This window comes from Paenibacillus sp. J22P51, assembly GCF_059692215.1.
This window is the reverse complement of record NZ_JCAUAZ010000001.1, coordinates 127,553-146,107: the sequence shown is the minus strand read 5'-3', so window position 1 is coordinate 146,107 and position 18,555 is coordinate 127,553. Positions and strand designations below refer to the sequence as shown.

The following is an 18,555-nucleotide window of genomic DNA, read 5'->3' as shown; positions in this document are numbered from 1 at the left end:
GGGGTTGTTTCGAAGATGGGTTAGTGCTTACCGCGGCATTGCTCCTCGTTAAATGGGGTGCTACCTAGTTTAGCCGGTTGTTCACCGCAGTTGCCTATCAAACTACCTAAGGTTTATAAAATCTCTTTCTCACTGTTAACCTTCACATTTTGTAATCTGTATTCGGTGAGCGAGACGCCAAAGTATTTTTTAAAGCTGGTATAAAAGTAGTTCGATTTTTCGATTCCACATTTTTCTAAAATATCATTGATCGGCATTTGTGTTTGTCCCAGTAAGTCCTTAATATTCTCCATGCGAACTGTAGTAATGAACTCGGCTACTGATTTGCCGGTTGCATTCTTAAACAGCTTGCCAAGGTATACGGAAGAAATGGACATCGCTTCAGCGCAGCTTGTTAACGTAAGGTTTTTATCCGAATAGTTCGCATGGATCATGTCGATAACGGTATCAACGATCATGTTCTTTTTCTTATCTTTTGTACCATCCTTTAAATGAATAATATCATCGAATAACGTGAAAAATGTTCTTTCGATTTCTGCTAAGGTCTCAAACCCTGCTACTTTGTTGAAAAAATCGATCGAAATCGCATTGAATGTAGATTGTGAGCCTTCGACGATCCGATTTAGCGAATTATAAATGGAGAAAAATAAATAGATAACAGATGTTAAGATCGTGTCGTAAGATGAATGCTCCATGGCTTTAATAATGTCATTGTAGGCCTCCTTCGCAGCTTCGCGGTTCCCTAACTTCAGGGAGTCAATGAGCTGTTTTTCTTTAGAGGCGGGAAATTGGAAAGAGCCGTCTTCCAAGTCATTTAACATCTCAGAGGTAATAATGCTGTAATGGCCTAATTTAATACGATACATGGACAAGTTAAGTGTTTTTTCATATGCGTATTTGATTTGATCCGGCGAATCGATCACATATCCAAGCGTTCCAGTTAATGAAATGTTCAAATACTTTTCAACACAGAATTGGATTCTAGTCACGATGTTATGAAAGATGTCTATGTATGAATCCGATTCCTTAGTAAGTTCGCCAATGCCAACCAATACGGTAAATTGATCGAATCCAGTCTCGATAACTTCATTTCTGTAATACTCGTTTGTGATTTCCTGGGCAATATTTGAAAGCCCTATTTTATATAAGGAACGGTCTTTTTCATTATGCTGGTCGAGGAAATCTTTATAAAAGTCTATTTTTAACATAAACAAGAACAGATTGTTTGTAAGGTTTAGATTGACTTGAAGTTCTTTTCCTTTGGCCAATATTTTTTCAAGAGGTAGATACGATTGGCCAATGATTAAATTTTTTAGAAAATCATTTTTTAGAAGGGGAGCTGTATTTCGTTTCATATTTTCCAACAGAATTGTTTTGTCGATCATGCCATTGAATGCAGTTGAGAGAAAGCTAACCTCATCGATGTTTTTCTCTGGTTTGCTATCTTGGCCCAGCTTTTGTTTGATCCCTTTCGTGAGCGTTCCAATCGGATGATAAAGCTTCTTTGAAGCAAGGAAAGCGAATAATAGTCCCATTAGTAGGACAATAAGACAAAAGGCAAGGGTAATCATGCCGTTCTTTTTGACACTAGAAAAAAATGTATCATAAGGCGTTAAGCTTATAAATTTCCATTTCAATTCATTGGAAGATACATAGGAAATCACATATTTTTTATTATGCAGCTCTTGGAAGAAGGTTCCTGATGGCGCTGCTGTTTGAAGAACAGTGCGGATATAACTCTGATCTGAAATATTTTGCTTGAACATATCGGGCGAGTAGTGGCTTACAATTTCGCCTTTATCATCCAAGACGAAAATTTCATTCCCATCTTTGCCCATTTTGTTATCCAAGGATGAGATAGTCAGTCTTAGCCAGTCCGCATCCACATTCAATACGATAGCACTATCGAAATCGCCTTTGTTATTATTTGTATCGAACAATAGATAGGTGTATACATTGATATCGCTTACTTTGGAACCATCTGTTACTGGGATTTTTCTTGGGATTGGATATAAACTTGGCGATTTGGCTGCTTGAGGACTTTTTAACATGGCAACGATTTCTTTATCAAAAAAATCATGGCTTTCATAGAACGTGTTCGTAGTGAGAAAGGTATCGATTTTTTTATTGTATATATAGGTGGAGTATATATAGCTGTTGGGGATCGTTAAATTATTCAATGTTTTCATAGCACCGCTGATATTTAGAATATCCTGTTCCTTGCTGTATGCGAAAGACATAATGGAATTGTTAAGCATTAAGGATTGGCAAAACTTTTTTGCAATATTATCCATGTATACAGAACTGTAGCTGATATTAGATAAAATATTTCCTTTCATTTCTTTTACGGTCTCAATAGAAGAAGAAGTGTAGTTGTAGTACAACAGCGAGGAAAGGATTATAATCAAGGCAGTGATACTCGCAACGAAAGTTATTAGTAATTTTTTGTACATGCTGCCACCTCTATCGAAGGAAGTACGATGCAAATCAATTTTATTATATCCCCCATAGAAACTCAATTTAAAAAGTGTTATTTTCCCATCTTAGTTCATTATTTGGAGATTTGATCAATTATTGTAGACCTATTTTTATTGAATCTTCGGCTTATTACCTACCCATGGAGGTCAAACATTGAACAAATCAAAGGAAATGAAACGTTTGCTTGTTTTGCTGAGTATTGGTATCTCTGTTGCACTCGCTGGATGCAGCTCTCAAAAGACTGAACCAATTAGTTCTACCCATGCGGTAAGTACGGCGGCAACTCAGTCAGCTCAACTTAAAGCAAACCCATTAGCGCCAGTTGAACTTACGTATTATTTCCCGAACGGGCCTCAGAAGGATTTGCAGTCTGTAGAAGATGCTGTTAATAAGCTCATCAAGCCAAAAATCAACGCAACGGTTCACCTGAAACTGATTGATTGGGGCGCTTACGAAGAAAAAATGAAAGTCATCATGGCCTCTGGTGAACCCTATGATCTCGTATGGACAGGGGCTGGCTTTAACAATTACTTTAAAAATGTGGCGAATGGCGCTTATGCGCCGTTGGATGATTTGATTGCCAAATATCCTGACATGAAGAAAGGTATTCCGGATATGATCTGGAATGCTGTAAAAGTAAAAGGGCATATCTATGCTGTGCCTGTTTTCCAACAGTCAACCGCAGGGTACGGCTATGTCATACAGAAAGCAGTAGCTGATAAGTACAAACTGGATTGGAAGTCTGTCACCAAGTTATCAGATCTGACGCCATTCCTGGAAACAGTTAAGAAGAACGAGCCCAATCTTATAGCTTGGGAGTTTATCGATGCTTTCACGGTTGCCCCTCCAATGTTTGGCCTTGAAAGTTTAGGCGATGCGAAGACGCCAGGAGATCTATATTTAAAAGATGGCAGCAAGGTGGTTAATCAATATGAAACACCGGAATTCAAAGACTATATCACGATGATGAGAGACTGGTACACCAAAGGATATTTGCGTAAAGACGCAGCGATTTTTAAAGATACCTTGGCAGATCGTAAGGCTGGAAAGAACGCCCTTCAATTGGGCCAGATCGATATAGACTCCGTGGTCTTAGCATCAGCGGGCATGGATGCTACAGGTAGAATGTCTGGCTTCAATCCGGATACACAGTCTTACGACTTCCAGTTTGTGAAGCCACTTCTTACAACCGATAAAGCTGCGGCAACAATGACGGCTATCGCTGCGAATTCACCCAACAAAGAAAGAGCCATGATGTTCCTCAATTTGCTTAACACCGACAAAGAAATTTATAACACGCTTGTCTGGGGCGTTGAAGGTAAGCACTATAAGAAGGTTGCGGAAAATCGGATTGAGACCATCAAAGACGGAGGCTTCCAAATCTTTGCTCCGTGGGAGTTCGGCAATATGGCGCTCTCCTATTTGTCAGAGGGTGATCCAAAAGGAAATGATCAGAAGTTTACACAAATGTGGGTAGATCTCAATAAGAACGCAACACCTTCCAAAGCGTTAGGTTTCGTATTTGACTTTACACCGGTTAAAGCAGAGAAGGCTAATGTTGACGCTGCCATCGATGAACTTTATTATGCGATCGCGAGTGGTTCTGTAGACCCTGAGAAGTACTTGCCACAATTCCTGGATAAGTTGAAAAAGGCAGGCTCCGATAAAATTATTGCTGAGAAACAAAAGCAATTGGATGCTTGGAAAGCGACAACTAAATAGGCTGTTTAAAATAAACTAGCTAAGAGCATTCGCCATGTATTTCGGTGAATGCTCTTTTTGCATGAACTTTTTCAATTTTGGTTCATTTTTCAGAGATTTGATTAGTTTTTGTAGTCCTATTTCATTTAAAAATCGGTGATAATCTGTTTTTTTTCAGTATTCAGATCGTTTATTTTCGATTTATGATGGGGACATCCAATTCATCGCCACCACGCAAAGGAGAATGCTTGTGGAATCGAAAACAACCATAAATAAGCGTGCACCCGTCATACCCGTGATAAGTGAACTCATTAAAAACAAAATCTTTTATCTCATGATGCTTCCCGGACTAGTGTACATAATTGTGATGTTTTATCTACCGATGTTAGGGGTTGTTATTGCGTTTGAAGAATATAACCCCATTAAAGGGATCTTTAAGAGTAAATGGATAGGCTTCGCGAATTTTAAGTTTCTATTTCAATCCGATGCACTTTTTCAAATCACCTTCAATACGATCGCCTACAACCTTATCTTCATCATACTCGGTATTGGTTTATCGCTCGTGATTGCGATTCTCATCAATGAAATTGGCAATCGTTATCTTGCGAGTGCTTACAAAAGCATTTTACTGCTTCCTTTTCTATTATCTTGGGTGGTAGCTGAATACTTACTTTTCACTTTCCTAAGTATGGACAAAGGCATTATCAATACGTTACTGGCACAATTCAATGTCGAACCTGTCCAGTGGTATTCCGAACCGTTCTACTGGTGGTTTATTTTACCAGCGAGCTATGTCTGGAAGAACGTTGGTTACTTCTCGGTTATTTTTGCAGCAGGAATTGCTGGGATTTCCTCCGAGTATTACGAGGCTGCAAAAATGGATGGTGCAAACAAATTTCAACAAGCCATCAAAATTACGATTCCGATGCTGGCCCCGATCACGATTACTTTACTGCTGCTGCAGGCAGGGAAAATTTTTTACGCCGCCTTTGGCGATTGGGGATTGTTTTATAACCTGCCGAAGGAGTCTGGTGTCTTGTTCAGTGCCACGAACGTCATCGATACCTACGTTTACAGATCTCTGAAAAGCATGAGCGATTTCGGAATGTCTTCCGCCGTTGGACTGTATCAAGCATGTGTTGGATTCATCCTAGTTCTTGTATCGAACTTTTTGATTAGACTATACGATCGTGACAGTGCATTGTTCTAGGAGGATGACAAAATGATCAAACGACTTACGTTTCCTAACTTTATGCTAAACGCTATTTTTATGGTGTATTGCGCAATATGCCTGATTCCTTTGCTCATTGTACTTTCCGTGTCTCTGTCCGATGAGCAGACTATATTTCAGTCTGGCTATAATTTGATTCCGTTGAAATTTAGTTTGAATGCCTATGCCTATATTCTTAACGGGAATTCACCTATTTTGAGAGCTTACCTCGTTACGATCATCGTAACCCTCGTCGGCACTCTGCTGCACCTGATCATCTCGTCCTTGTTTGCATATAGTCTTTCAAGGAAAGAAGTGAAATACAGAAGCATCGTATCCTTCTTAGTCGTATTCTGCTTATTGTTCAATGGAGGGTTAGTGCCGTGGTATATTCTGCTCTCGAAATACCTTCATCTGAAAGATACGATATTTGTGCTTTTCGTTCCTTATTTGGTTTCTTCTGTCAATGTGCTGATAATGAGAAATTTTTTTACATTTACAATTCCGGAATCCATTATAGAATCCGCAAGAATTGATGGTTCAGGCGAGTTTCATACATTTATGAAGCTGGTTCTTCCCTTATCGACGCCAGTACTCGCAACCATAGGTCTTTTCACAGCAGTCTTTTTTTGGAACGACTGGTTTACTGCTGCTTTATTCGTTGAGAATGGCAAGCTGTATACGCTGCAATTTCTTCTTCAGTCCATCATGAATAATATTGCCTATCTCCAAGCTAATTCGTTGACTGCAAAAGCGGTAGCTCTACAACCGGACGAGACGGCTAGAATGGCAACCTGCGTGTTATCCGTGGGGCCCATTATTCTCGCTTACCCTTATTTGCAGAAATATTTCGTTAAAGGCCTTACATTAGGCGCAGTGAAATCCTAATTCACCGGCTTCACCGGGCATCGGCCCGTTAAGCATATAAAAACAAATATGGAGGTCAAACAATGAACAAATCAATTAAAATGAAACGTTCGCTTGCTATGTTGAGTATTGGTTTCTCTGTCGCACTAGCTGGGTGTAGTACTCCAAAGGCTGAGCCAACGCCTTCTGCAACTCCCGCCCCAAGTACGGCGGCAGCTCAAACTGCTCAACCAACAGCAACTCCATTAGCACCAGTTGAACTTACGTATTACTTCCCGAATGGACCTCAGAAGGATCTACAGTCCGTAGAAGATGCCGTGAATAAGCTCATCAAGCCGAAAATCAATGCCACAGTTAAACTAAAACTTATTGATTGGGGCGCTTATGAAGAAAAAATGAAAGTCACCATGGCTTCTGGCGAACCCTACGATCTCGTATGGACAGCCGCAGGCTTTAACAATTACTTTCAAAATGTGGCGAATGGCGCTTATGCACCGTTGGATGATTTGATTGCCAAATATCCTGACATGAAGAAAGGTATTCCGGATATGTTCTGGAATGCTGTTAAGGTGAAAGGGAAAATTTATGGCGTGCCTGTCTTTCAACAGTCAACCGCAGGATACGGCTACATCATACAGAAAGCAGTAGCGGATAAGTACAATCTTAATTGGAAGTCTGTGACCAAGTTATCGGACCTGACGCCTTTCCTGGAAACAGTCAAGAAGAACGAGCCTAATCTGATACCTTGGGAGTTTACCGATGCTTTCACGACTGCCCCTCCGATGTTTGGCCTTGAAAGTTTAGGGGATTCGAAGACGCCAGGAGATCTTTACTTAAAAGACGGAAGCAAGGTTGTCAATCAGTATGAAACTCCAGAATTCAAAGACTATCTTACGATGATGAGAGACTGGTACTCCAAAGGATATTTGAGGAAAGACGCAGCGACCCTGAAAGATACTGCTGCAGATCGTAAAGCTGGAAAGAACGCCCTTCAATTGGGCCAGATCGATATTGACTCCGTGGCCTTTGCAGCAGCAGGTATGAATGCTACAGGCAGAATGTCTGGCTTCAATCCGGATACACAGTCTTACGACTTCCAGTTCGTGAAGCCGCTGCTTACTACCGACAAAGCTGCAGCGACAATGACAGCTATTTCTGCCAATTCGCCAAACAAAGAAAGAGCGATGATGTTCCTCAATCTGTTGAACACTGACAAAGAAATTTACAACACACTTGTTTGGGGCGTTGAGGGTAAACATTACAAGAAAGTTTCTGAAAATCGCATAGAAACAATCAAAGACGGAGGCTTCCAAATTTTTGCGCCATGGGAATTCGGTAATATGACACTCTCCTATTTGTCGGAAGGCGATCCTAAAGGTAACGATCAGAAGTTTACGCAAATGTGGGTTGATCTAAATAAAAACGCAACACCTTCCAATGCACTGGGCTTTGTCTTTGACTTTACGCCAGTCAAGGCTGAGAAGGCGAACACCGATGCAGTCATTGCGGAACTTTATAACGCGTTAGCTTCCGGCTCGGTAGATCCTAGCAAGTATTTGCCAACATTCCTTGACAAGCTCAAGAGTGCAGGCGCAGATAAAATTATTGCTGAGAAGCAAAAGCAATTGGATGCTTGGAAATCTACTAGTAAGTAATTGATGCTTAAGTACTAATGTACGTTTTGTATTGGGGACTTTGCATGTAATCCTACTCGTAGTGAATACATGAGAAAGTTCCCCTTTTTTATTTAAAAAATATTTTTTTGGAGCATATTTTTGCTAGATATCGAAGAAATTTCATTTTTTCATTGTTTTCAAATGTGAAGCAAGCATGTATGATCAGGTCAATAAAGTTGACTTATCTTTAAAAGGAGAGAATATCAAAATGACAACGATGACTGCGGTATTAATAGGAGCGGGACAGAGAGGCGCCGATGCTTACGCTTCTTACGCACTGGACTATCCGGAAGAAGTGAAATTTGTAGCGATTGCTGAGATAGACCCCGTTAGAAGAAAACGTTTCCAGGAGGCGCACGCAATCGAAGATTCTCATGTTTTCGAAAGCTGGGAGCAACTGCTTGAAGGGCCCAAGCTCGCTGATGCGATCTTGATTTGTACGCAGGATCAAATGCATTTTGAGCCGTCTATACGGGCTTTGGAGAAAGGGTATCATGTTCTCCTTGAAAAACCGATGTCTCCAAGCCCAACTGAATGTGTCCTGATGGGGGAATACGCCGAAAAATATAAACGAGTGTTTTCCATCTGCCATGTGCTTAGGTATACCGAGTTCTATAAAAAGCTTAAGCAAGTGCTCGTAGATGGAGCGATAGGCAGACTCATTTCCATCCAGCATACGGAAAATGTTGAGCACAGACATCAAGCGCACAGTTTTGTGAGAGGAAATTGGCGCAATTCCGAAACTTCAAGCCCCATGATTTTAGCGAAGAGCTGTCATGACATGGATATTTTACTGTGGCTAGCGGATGCTGACTGCACGAAGGTGTCATCATTCGGCTCGCTAACGCATTTTCGCTCTGAAAATGCGCCGGAAGGAGCGCCATTGCATTGCTTGGATGGCTGCCCGGTACAGGATGAGTGCCCATATTATGCGCCTAAAATGTATTTGGAGAGAGAGGACTGGGTCGGGTCTGTGCTGCGGAACATCGTCAGCAACGATCCAAGCGATGAAGGTGTTCGCCAAGCTTTGAAAAAAGGGCCATACGGGAGATGCGTATATCGTTGCGATAACAATGTGGTAGATCATCAGGTCGTTAATCTGGAGTTCGCGAACGAGGTAACCGTCGCCTTTACGATGTGTGCCTTCACGAAAGAAGGCGGCAGATCGATGAAGCTGATGGGAACACGCGGTCAGATCAGAGCAGATATGGAGAAGAACGTCATCGAAGTAAGCAGCTTTATAACAGGTGAGACGACAACGATCGATATTGATGCTCCATTGGAAGGCCATGGCGGCGGTGATCACGGCATCATGCGGGATTTCGTTCGGTTGGTGAGCCGAAATGGGGATGAAGTTGGACTTACTGGCGCACGGAATTCCGTACAAAGCCATCTGATGGCGTTCGCTGCCGAAAAGTCACGTTTGGAAAGCCGGGTTATTGGGATAGAGGAATATAGGAATGAATTGAAAACAAATTTGAGCAAAAGGGTGTGAGGGTGATAGAAGATTTACGTGGCAAAATTGCCCTTATTACAGGCTCAACAAGCGGCATCGGAAGAGCGGCTGCGATTAAGCTTGCGCGATATGGCGTGAAAGTGACTGTACATGGGATGAATGAAGAACGCGGTCACCGGGTTGTAGAGGAGATCTGTGGGGCAGGTGGAGAAGCCATCTTCGTGAGTCAGAATTTATCTCTTCAGGAATCTCCGAAGTTACTTATTGAACAAACAACAGGCTATTGGGGAGGGCTTGACATACTTGTCAATAATGCGGCACTTGCTTGCAATAAGCCGATTGAAGATATCCGGCATGAAGATTGGGATGCTTTGTTCGCTGTGAATGTGAAGGCTCCATTTTTCATGACACAAGAAGCGCTGCCATGGTTGAAAAGAAGCGGTGAAGGCGTTGTGATCAATGTAAGCTCCATTAACCGGTTAATGAATTGCCCGAATAATATCGTATATGATGCGATGAAAGCGGCACTAAATCATATGAGCCGTGGGTTGTCGCTAGATCTCCGCGAGGCGAATATCAGGGTGAACGCGCTAATGCCTGGAGGAACGGCAACACCTTTACTAAACGAATGGTTCAAAATGACCAATCATTCGCCCGAAGAAATTGAAAAAATCTACAGAGAATCCAAAAAAATTGCTACTCCCGAACAAATTGCCGATGCGATTGTCTTTTTTGCGAGCAAGGGCTCATCCTGGATCAATGGTGCAGAAGTTCCGGTTGATGGCGGATATTTTATTGGATCATAAATAATAAGAAAATATAAGGGACAGAGGCAAACTATGAGCAACTACGCGATTGGGGTCGACATCGGTGGAACCAATTTGAAAATGGGTCTTGTTAATCAAGAAGGTCTAATTCTGGATGAGATCTCGACCTCGTTACTTCGTAACGATGCTAATACTGCGGATATTACGTTCATTGGCCAGCAAATTGCTCTCTTTATTGAAAAGAATAAGGAGGCAGCAGGGCTGCTGACTGGCATTGGAATAGCATGTCCAGGGATATTGGACACGCATAGAGGTATAGTCAAATACGCTGTAAATTTGGGATGGCATGAGGTTCCATTGGTAGATCTCATGCAAGAGCAACTTGAGCTGCCAGTCCGTTTATTAAGCGATGCAGCTGCTGGAGCCATAGGCGAAAGTAAATATGGAGCAGGATTAGGCTTATCGAGCTTTCTGTATGTTTGTTTAGGTACAGGAGTTGGTGCGGGTCTATTTATACATGGGAAAATCTATGAGGGGGAGTGGGGACCGATTATCAACATTGGGCATACAAGTGTGATTTCAGACGGAGAGCCCTGTAAGTGTGGTAATCGAGGTTGCTTAGAAAATTATGTTTCGGCAACTGCTCTAAGGGATCGTACAGGAGCAGAAGCCTATCAGGTTTATGAAGCAGCTAACAATGGCGACCTCTATGCTAGAAGCTTGTTTCAGGAAGCAGGTGAGTTATTAGGGGTTAGCTTGGTCAATTGTATTCAGCTTTTCGGTGTTGGAAATGTAATTATTGGCGGCGGCATGAGTAAAGCTGGTAACGTGCTACTGGATCCTGTACGAGCAACCGTATTGAAAAGGTTTCCTCCATCTAGCTCGATGAGTGTACAGATCAAACCAGCGGCTTTTGCATCGACTGCGGGAATTTTAGGAGCGGCTGCTCTGAATTTGTAAACAAAAGGGAGAAGAGAATAACATGCTCTTAGATGCATATATCAAAACTTTACAAGCTCAGTTGACCCAAATTCAAGAAACACAGCAAGATAAGATTAATGAAATAGCTGTCAAAATTGCAGATTCTATTGAAACTGGCGGGATAATGCACGTTTTTGGAAGCGGACACTCCCACATGATTGCGGAAGATGTGTTTCATCGTGCGGGTGGTCTCGCTTGTGTGAATGCTATGCTAGAGCCGTCACTGATGGAGTTAAATGTAGGCAGGGCAACATTGCTTGAGAGACTAACGGGATATGCAGATGTACTGCTGACTGGCTACAATCTACTCCCTGGCGAAGTTATTGTGGTGGTATCGAATTCTGGTATTAATGCTGTTCCGATCGAAGTTGCTATGGCATGCAAAGAGCTCGGCTTGTATGTTGTTGCGTTGACGAATATGGATCATTCTTTAAAGACAGCCTCACGGCATGAGAGCGGGAAAAAATTATACGAGGTTGCGGATATCGTGCTAGATAATTGCGGCGTCTACGGTGATGCTGCATTATCGTTCGATGAAACCGGAAATAAAACGGGAGCAACATCGACGATTGGCGGCATTGCTATCATTCAAGCTTTAACGGTTGCTATCGTCGATGAATTGTCTAAGAGAGGCGTTGATCCTCCGATTTTAATCAGCGCCAATCGTGATGGTGGCGATGGTCACAACCGAGAGTTGATCGACCGACATCGCAATCGGATTAGATACCTTAGTTAAAATAAAAATGGAGTCAACCTTATGGGTTGGCTCCATTTCTATTTCTTTAGAAAGTACTGACTTTACTCGTATCTGGACACCAGCGGGATGAGCGGTAATACCGGATCAAGATATCAACAGCTTCCGCTGTCCGTAGATGGGTAAGTGCTTCAGCCGCATAAGCTCTAACGTATCGATCCTTGCTATAAAGCCCTTGCTCCAAGGAACCGAGAACTTCTTGTACATCGCCAGATTTACCGATGCGAAGCAGGGAGAGTGCTGCCGTATAGCCGATCTTATTGGTAATGTAGGACTGATGGCGTACATCCGACTTTTTCGCTTCAGATGCATCACTAGTTTCACACAGCAGAGAATCCTTTAATACATTCGCTATCGCTGAAACAGCCTGTTCACCACCATGCTTAATCAAACCTAATGATTCAACCGCATTTCGACGAACCCATTCGCTCTCATCCTGCAAGCTTGAGATAAGTGAAGAAACCACTTCTTCCTCATAAGATCCGATCATCCCGAGTACGAAAATCGCCAACGCCCTGCGTTTCTCATCCGCATGCTTCATAACGCGAAGAAGCTCAGGAATTGCCTCCGTGCCAGCTCCTTGTAACCCGTATGCGGCTCGTTCCGCGGTCAGGTTCGACCCCTCTGTTATTTGCCCGATCAGCATTTCGATCCCTTGTGTGCCAAGTTGACCAAGCGCATATGCTGCATTCAATGCGGTTATTTCCTCATCCGACGCTAGCTCTTGCCGTAAAGCCAACAAACGCTCCTCCGTCGGTGGGGTGCCACCTCGCTTAACGGATTGTTCTCCGCGGAGCCAATCCCATACATCTTGCCACAAATCCATATGGATTGCGGGCGTTCCTTCCGGTACAATCAGTTCCTTACTTTGATGATTCCAGCTCGGAAACTCCGGAGCGCTTAATCTCAGGAATTGAAACTTAAGCATATAACGATCCAGATTTGATACATTAAGCGAAGCTCTATGCCACAAGTCGAAATGTACGAGCACCATTGTGCCTGCCTTGCCTGTGGGCAGCAGCGTCTCGCCGCGGTCACCGAGGAATTTCTCATAGTATTGGCTGCCTGGCATGATCGCAGTTGGCCCTAAATCTTCGGTAATATCGTGCGTATAATAGAAAATCATGGCCCACCACGGTCGATGGCTTCGCATGGAAGACCAATAGCCGTCTTTGTGCCATTTTCCGCCGCCCGGCGTCTCATTTCCCGGTTGGTTATAATGACAGTGGCGATGTGGATGCATGTAATAATCCGACCCAAGAACACTACTTAAGGCTCCCTTGACGGTAGGCGTATCAAATAATTGCTGGATGTCCGGAACACGAGGCAGAATGTTGTTTCCTGGATTTCCTTCATTATGCATAACGTGATTGACCTGCTTCATAATGCTTTGATGAAGCTGATGAGGTAGGTCGTTCCGAAGTACAAGATAGCCTTTGGTAATAAACTGTATCATTTGTTCATCAGTCAACAAGTGTTTGCTCTCTATCATGTTAGTTCCTCCTTAGAAATCATCGTCCTTACTTATAAATATTACAGTACTCGGCATATTTTGTATTTGCAAAATCGTCAATAATTTGTACAATCGTCATATCAATTATTTTTAAATATGACGAATAAGGTGGTGTTCGTGGGATGGACTTCGCAGACTTACATCCTTACGTGTATTATGCAACCCGGTACCCATTCTCCAAAGGACAGTCTGCCAACAATCGGATCTGTTATGCTTCCTCACTCTATTTGATTAGCGAGGGAAGAGGTGTCGTTCACACAAATGGTCGCACTTATGATACATCTGCCGGCTCTCTCGTGTACATACCAGCAGGGCAGCTCCACCATTGGATTGCCGACAAAGACGATCCAATGGTCCACGTCTGCTGTTATTTCGACTGGTCTTACATCGATCGTCGGGCCGAGTTCATCCATCCGAGCCAAATCTGTTATGATCCAGCTACTCTCGTCCCTACACTGATTGGACCTGTTTTTCCTTTTTCTTTACCCGAGCATATGAAGGTTGAGAAGCTGCGCTTGTGGAACGATTATTTTGAGAAGTTTTATACCGAAAATAGCTATACAAACGAGCGGACGTTCGTTCGTAACTTAAAAATCCAGAGCACATTCCAGCAGTTTATCGAGTTTTTCCTGATTTTTGCCCTGAAAGAGGAGCATATCCCCAATCTACGTATGTCCAAGTTGCTCGAACGATTGGATCAGGATCTAGTGCAGGGTAATCTGCAGCCTCTGGAGATCTATTTCAAAGAGCTGCACATTAGTCGTGGTTACTTTTTTGATTTGTTCAAACAGGCAACTGGATTACCGCCTACACAGTACGTCATCCAATTTAAGATCAATCGGGCGAAAGATGACCTCCTGTTTACGAATCTAACCATCACAGAGATTTCAGAGAAGCACGGTTTTTCGTCTTTACATTATTTTTCGAAGCTATTTCGCAAGATATATGGCCTTTCCCCAAGGGAGTACCGAGAAGAGAACGGTAATGTTCTATGATTAAATAAAAAGCGGCAAGATACGTAATTGTATCTTGCCGCTTTTAAAAATATAGAATTTATATGTTGCACATGATAAGTCGGCTATATTTCTAGATAAACGCACCATAGATGTAAAAGTACATGTTTTTTCAGGAAAAGCGGTTAAATTAGATGAATTAGTGTAAAAGTACATCTTTTGTGAGCGAAAAGGTATCAAAACGCTGAGGAACGGCAAAATTGATGCACTTTTGCAAGCTTTTCAATTACTAGCTGTTAATTTGATATAAAAAGATGCACTTTTGCAGGCTTGTAACAGGAAGTTGGCTAGCAAGACGGCAAGAAGGTGAGCAAGCATGGTTTTGGTCAAACATATTTATCGGCAAATTTTCCAGGAGAAACGCCCATAACTTCTGAGAAGACAGTTGTGAAGTAATGGACGTTTTCAAATCCGGTTTCCTCCGAGATTTGTTTAATTGTTTTATTTGTAGTTGATAACATAATAGTAGCCTGACGAATTCGTTCTTTGCGTAGGTATTCTCGGAACGTTTGCCCAAGCTTACTTTTGAATATGCGTGACAAATGTCGTCCAGACATATTGAGATAATTAGCTACATTAGCTTGCGTTAGAAATGATGAAGCAAGATTGTCGCTGATATATAACTTCGCATGATGGATGCTTGCCTCGGAAGAAATGTTCACATTCTGTTTCTTTATGAGCCTCAATTCTTCTGCTTCCTCGATAAAAACATGGGAGAAGGATGTAAATAGTGCGATGGCAAGGGCTGCAATACTATCTTGGAAAAGTTGCTGCTGATGCTGAGCTTGCAATAGAAGAGCCTCCCAGATGCGAATGGTAGAAGTGTCTGAGGCATCTTTAAGAACTATATTTTTCGTTACTTCTAATTGACGAAATAATTCAATAGCAGCTTGTGAAGACTCTTCTTCAACAAGTTCGAATGAAACGAAAATTAGGAAGAGTGATTGATCGTTTATGATTTGATGCTTGATGTGGGGGCGCGATAGGAACAACGTGTTTTTAAGCAATGGATACTCGATACCTAATTCCGAATAGGTTCCATGCCCATAAATGACATAACAGATTTCAAATATCGAGTGCTGATGCAAGGGAGTGTCACAATGATCCTGAACTCCACCCCAATAGTGAACACGGAAGGTCGCATCTCTTCCTTTTAATATAGGATTATTTAGATTTAATCGACGAGTTCCATCTATATAAACGAATGATGATGTGGACAAAGCAGCATCTCCTTAAAGTACCTATAGGATGTCCGTTAATTATAAAGACGATGTCGAGTTATTGCAAATACATTGGCAAAGTAATGCGCTTACAATTGTAGTACAAACTTATTGAAAAGAGGATGATGAATTTGTCTAAAATTAAAGAAGTTTTCATTTTACATCATAGTCACTTAGATATCGGATATACCCATGCGCAACCCATCTTATTGGAGAAACAAAAAGAATATATCGACCAAGCGTTACAATTGTGTGAGGCGACCGAAAGTTGGTCTGAACGGGATAAATTCCGCTGGACCTGCGAAGCCACATATCCTGTATTACTATGGCTAGAAAATGCAACCGAGGAGCAGATCGCTCAATTTACTCGATATCTAGCTAATGGACAAATGAGTATAGTCGCTACATACTTGCATACGACTCCACTCTGTACAGCAGAGCAGATGGCTAAAATGCTGTATCCTGTTAGAAAGTTACGTGACCTGTTCAATTGCGAGATCAAGTGCGCCATTAATCATGATATCAACGGTCAGCCGTGGCCATACAGTCAATTATTGCTGGATTCTGGCGTGGAGTTTTATATCACAGGCATTAATATCCACATGGGAGGTATTCCATTAACACGCCCAGATGCCTTCCATTGGCAAGCACCAGATGACAGAAAGCTGCTCACATTTAATGGCGAGCATTATTCGTTGTTTGGTCAAATCTGTAATCTTCATACGAACAGCACCGATGATATTGCAAATGGCTTAGCTAAGTATTTAGAGAAAATCGATGCAAATCCGGATTATCCGTTTGATTTTATTTATTTAACGTCGACGAATGTCCCTGCTTATGATAACAATTCACCAGATCGAGAGTTGGCAGAATTACTAAAAACTTGGAATGAGGAACAGCGGGAACTAACGATTTCCTTTGTTACGCCGGAACAATTATATGCCAAAGTGAAGAAGCATGAAGATAGGCTGCACACTCATGCGGGCGATTGGACGGATTATTGGAACTTTGGTTCAGCCAGTTCAGCCAAGGAAACGAAACTGAATCGTAAAACTAAGCAAGGCATGAAGGCAGTAGAGCTTCTGGAGGCATTTGGCAGTAAGGGTAATCCATCTTATAGGAAAGCTAAGAAACAAGCTTGGGAGCAAATAAATTTATATGATGAGCATACATGGGGAGTATGGACTTCCATTGCTGATCCAGATGATCTGAATACGGATATTCAATGGGCTCATAAAGCACATTATGCGTATTTGGGCAATAGTTTGACAGGCTATTTATTAGGGACACAAATGGAGAAATTAGCAGATAATCCTCTACAATCCCGCGAGCCAGAAGGCATCTTACTTCTGAATCCTTCTTCCGCTAAGATCATACATGATATTCAGATTCCTGCCAGCTACTTGGAGAAAGGGAGGCATCTATCCGATATAAGAACGCGTGAAGTGCTAATGAACAACGAAAAAAATCACTCGGCCGTAAGCTATGGCACAGTGGAATTGCCTCCTTTCAGTTGGCGGAAGTTACCTATTCGATCCTTGCAGCAAGCGGAGCATTCGAATGATATTGTAGCAAGTTTAGGCGAAATCAAGGATTTTGTGGAACCTTTTAGTGCGAAGAAAGCAGTTAATGGTTTGGTCATGATCGAGGAGGGACGGATCGAAACGCCTTTCCATAGATGTACGTTCGATGCGTCATCAGGTCGAATCCTAAGTTTATATGATAAACGACAGGACTGGGAGGTTCTTGATCTTAATAGTCCATATAGTTTGTTTCAATATGTGCAGGAAACGATTGATCCACTCTATCATCCGAACCATCGCCGAACCTTATTTCCAAGGGACATTGAAAAATGCAACAACAGCATCAGCTGCTGGAATCATGATTGGAAGGCTAAACGTCAAACCTATAGCCAGTTGAAGTCATGTAAAGTAGAGCGTAGTGCGAATAGTGCGACCTTGATTTTACTTTGGGATGCGCCGGGTGTAGACAATTTAGAACAGAGATTTACTTTCTTCAGTTACCGTGCGGATATTGAAATGAAGGCTTCTTTCTATAAACAAGATATAACGACACCGGAAGGCACTTACTTTGCTATACCTTTGAACGTGCAAGAATGGCGTTGTCACTATGATACAGCGGGACAATTGGTTGAGTTGGATGCAGAGCAGTTGCCAGGTGTTTGTAGAGATTATGTAACGGTTGATAAAAGTGTTTCCGTATACGATGGTCAGCATGGAGCTACGTTGATTTGTGCCGATGCGCCGCTTGTGCAGGTGGGGGACTTTAACTATGGCAAAGAGCAAAAAAGCATTGATAAACGAGCGAATCCACTCTTGTTAGCTTGGCCAATGAATAATTATTGGGAAACCAATTTTAGAGCACGTCAACCAGGATATAACTCTTTTACTTATTACCTTTCTACCTTTACATCCTTCGACCCAGCAGATGTCATGGAAACGGCCACTCAAGCGGTATCACCTATTCTTTCAACTCCTGTTATTCATTGTAAAGAAGAGGAAGAAGGACAATTCATTCAAGTGATGGGTGATGGCGTTCAGGTCTTTGATGTACAGCCTGTCGAGGAAGGACCGGGAATTATTGTTCGCCTAAGCAATTGTACGGATCGACAAGTGGATACTAGGCTGCATTTTCCGAACAATAAGATAATCGCTGCCTATCAAACAAATGCTTTAGAAGAAATACAAATGGAACTAAACAGCATGCGAGATGGCACACTTGAAATAAGCCTTGAAGCGAAGCAGATGCTGCATGTTAAGGTGATTTTAGAAGGTTAATAAACAAACCACTTCACGATTGCATGCTATATGTAATCCTGAAGTGGTTTTTCAACTAGAGATACGATAAATAACTAAATGCTATGTTGATTTTGTTTAGTGAAAAGAGTATCATATAATT

General features: G+C 42.1%; 13 protein-coding genes. 10 read left to right on the top strand and 3 right to left on the bottom strand.

Annotation, left to right across the window (positions count from 1 at the left end; genetic code table 11):
- Positions 1–113: 113 nt before the first annotated feature.
- Positions 114–2,453 carry a helix-turn-helix domain-containing protein gene (locus AC58QC_RS00480; RefSeq protein ID WP_497413248.1) on the bottom strand — a complete coding sequence of 780 codons (2,340 nt, stop codon included), beginning with the start codon at positions 2,451–2,453 and terminating at the stop codon, positions 114–116.
- Positions 2,454–2,631: 178 nt separating this feature from the next.
- On the opposite strand from AC58QC_RS00480, the gene AC58QC_RS00475 reads away from it, so the two are divergent.
- From AC58QC_RS00475 to AC58QC_RS00440, 8 genes are all read left to right on the top strand, one after another.
- On the top strand, positions 2,632–4,200 hold the full coding sequence (locus AC58QC_RS00475) for an ABC transporter substrate-binding protein (protein ID WP_497413247.1): 1,569 nt from the start codon (positions 2,632–2,634) through the stop codon (positions 4,198–4,200).
- A 313-nt stretch (positions 4,201–4,513) separates the two neighbouring features.
- Positions 4,514–5,389: an ABC transporter permease gene (locus tag AC58QC_RS00470; RefSeq protein WP_497414044.1), complete on the top strand. Its 876-nt coding sequence runs from the start codon at positions 4,514–4,516 to the stop codon at positions 5,387–5,389.
- A gap of 12 nt (positions 5,390–5,401) precedes the next feature.
- Positions 5,402–6,277 (top strand): carbohydrate ABC transporter permease, encoded by an 876-nt coding sequence (locus AC58QC_RS00465; RefSeq protein ID WP_497413246.1) that lies wholly within the window; start codon positions 5,402–5,404, stop codon positions 6,275–6,277.
- 62 nt (positions 6,278–6,339) lie between these two features.
- Positions 6,340–7,911 carry an ABC transporter substrate-binding protein gene (locus AC58QC_RS00460; protein ID WP_497413245.1) on the top strand — a complete coding sequence of 524 codons (1,572 nt, stop codon included), beginning with the start codon at positions 6,340–6,342 and terminating at the stop codon, positions 7,909–7,911.
- Positions 7,912–8,140: 229 nt separating this feature from the next.
- Positions 8,141–9,427, top strand: coding sequence for a Gfo/Idh/MocA family protein (locus AC58QC_RS00455; RefSeq protein WP_497413244.1), 1,287 nt, complete (start codon positions 8,141–8,143; stop codon positions 9,425–9,427).
- 2 nt (positions 9,428–9,429) lie between these two features.
- The gene (locus AC58QC_RS00450; RefSeq protein ID WP_497413243.1) at positions 9,430–10,194 is read left to right on the top strand and encodes an SDR family NAD(P)-dependent oxidoreductase; all 765 of its coding nucleotides are present in this window, start codon (positions 9,430–9,432) and stop codon (positions 10,192–10,194) included.
- A 33-nt stretch (positions 10,195–10,227) separates the two neighbouring features.
- Positions 10,228–11,115 carry an ROK family protein gene (locus AC58QC_RS00445; RefSeq protein WP_497413242.1) on the top strand — a complete coding sequence of 296 codons (888 nt, stop codon included), beginning with the start codon at positions 10,228–10,230 and terminating at the stop codon, positions 11,113–11,115.
- A gap of 22 nt (positions 11,116–11,137) precedes the next feature.
- The gene (locus tag AC58QC_RS00440) at positions 11,138–11,872 is read left to right on the top strand and encodes a sugar isomerase domain-containing protein (protein ID WP_497413241.1); all 735 of its coding nucleotides are present in this window, start codon (positions 11,138–11,140) and stop codon (positions 11,870–11,872) included.
- A gap of 46 nt (positions 11,873–11,918) precedes the next feature.
- Here AC58QC_RS00440 and AC58QC_RS00435 read toward each other — a convergent pair whose 3' ends face one another.
- The gene (locus tag AC58QC_RS00435) at positions 11,919–13,382 is read right to left on the bottom strand and encodes a HEAT repeat domain-containing protein (protein ID WP_497413240.1); all 1,464 of its coding nucleotides are present in this window, start codon (positions 13,380–13,382) and stop codon (positions 11,919–11,921) included.
- Between the two features lie 143 nt (positions 13,383–13,525).
- Between AC58QC_RS00435 and AC58QC_RS00430 the strand changes: the two genes are divergently transcribed.
- Positions 13,526–14,398: an AraC family transcriptional regulator gene (locus tag AC58QC_RS00430; protein WP_497413239.1), complete on the top strand. Its 873-nt coding sequence runs from the start codon at positions 13,526–13,528 to the stop codon at positions 14,396–14,398.
- Between the two features lie 344 nt (positions 14,399–14,742).
- Here AC58QC_RS00430 and AC58QC_RS00425 read toward each other — a convergent pair whose 3' ends face one another.
- On the bottom strand, positions 14,743–15,636 hold the full coding sequence (locus tag AC58QC_RS00425; RefSeq protein ID WP_497413238.1) for a helix-turn-helix transcriptional regulator: 894 nt from the start codon (positions 15,634–15,636) through the stop codon (positions 14,743–14,745).
- A gap of 131 nt (positions 15,637–15,767) precedes the next feature.
- Between AC58QC_RS00425 and AC58QC_RS00420 the strand changes: the two genes are divergently transcribed.
- On the top strand, positions 15,768–18,434 hold the full coding sequence (locus tag AC58QC_RS00420) for a glycoside hydrolase family 38 N-terminal domain-containing protein (RefSeq protein WP_497413237.1): 2,667 nt from the start codon (positions 15,768–15,770) through the stop codon (positions 18,432–18,434).
- Positions 18,435–18,555 lie beyond the last annotated feature (121 nt).

Coding starts and splice junctions, on each gene's coding strand:
- AC58QC_RS00480 (WP_497413248.1), bottom strand. CDS start 2,453: ATGTACAAAAAATTACTAATAACTTTCGTTGCGAGTATCACTGCCTTG.
- AC58QC_RS00470 (WP_497414044.1), top strand. CDS start 4,514: ATGATGCTTCCCGGACTAGTGTACATAATTGTGATGTTTTATCTACCG.
- AC58QC_RS00465 (WP_497413246.1), top strand. CDS start 5,402: ATGATCAAACGACTTACGTTTCCTAACTTTATGCTAAACGCTATTTTT.
- AC58QC_RS00460 (WP_497413245.1), top strand. CDS start 6,340: ATGAACAAATCAATTAAAATGAAACGTTCGCTTGCTATGTTGAGTATT.
- AC58QC_RS00455 (WP_497413244.1), top strand. CDS start 8,141: ATGACAACGATGACTGCGGTATTAATAGGAGCGGGACAGAGAGGCGCC.
- AC58QC_RS00445 (WP_497413242.1), top strand. CDS start 10,228: ATGAGCAACTACGCGATTGGGGTCGACATCGGTGGAACCAATTTGAAA.
- AC58QC_RS00440 (WP_497413241.1), top strand. CDS start 11,138: ATGCTCTTAGATGCATATATCAAAACTTTACAAGCTCAGTTGACCCAA.
- AC58QC_RS00435 (WP_497413240.1), bottom strand. CDS start 13,382: ATGATAGAGAGCAAACACTTGTTGACTGATGAACAAATGATACAGTTT.
- AC58QC_RS00430 (WP_497413239.1), top strand. CDS start 13,526: ATGGACTTCGCAGACTTACATCCTTACGTGTATTATGCAACCCGGTAC.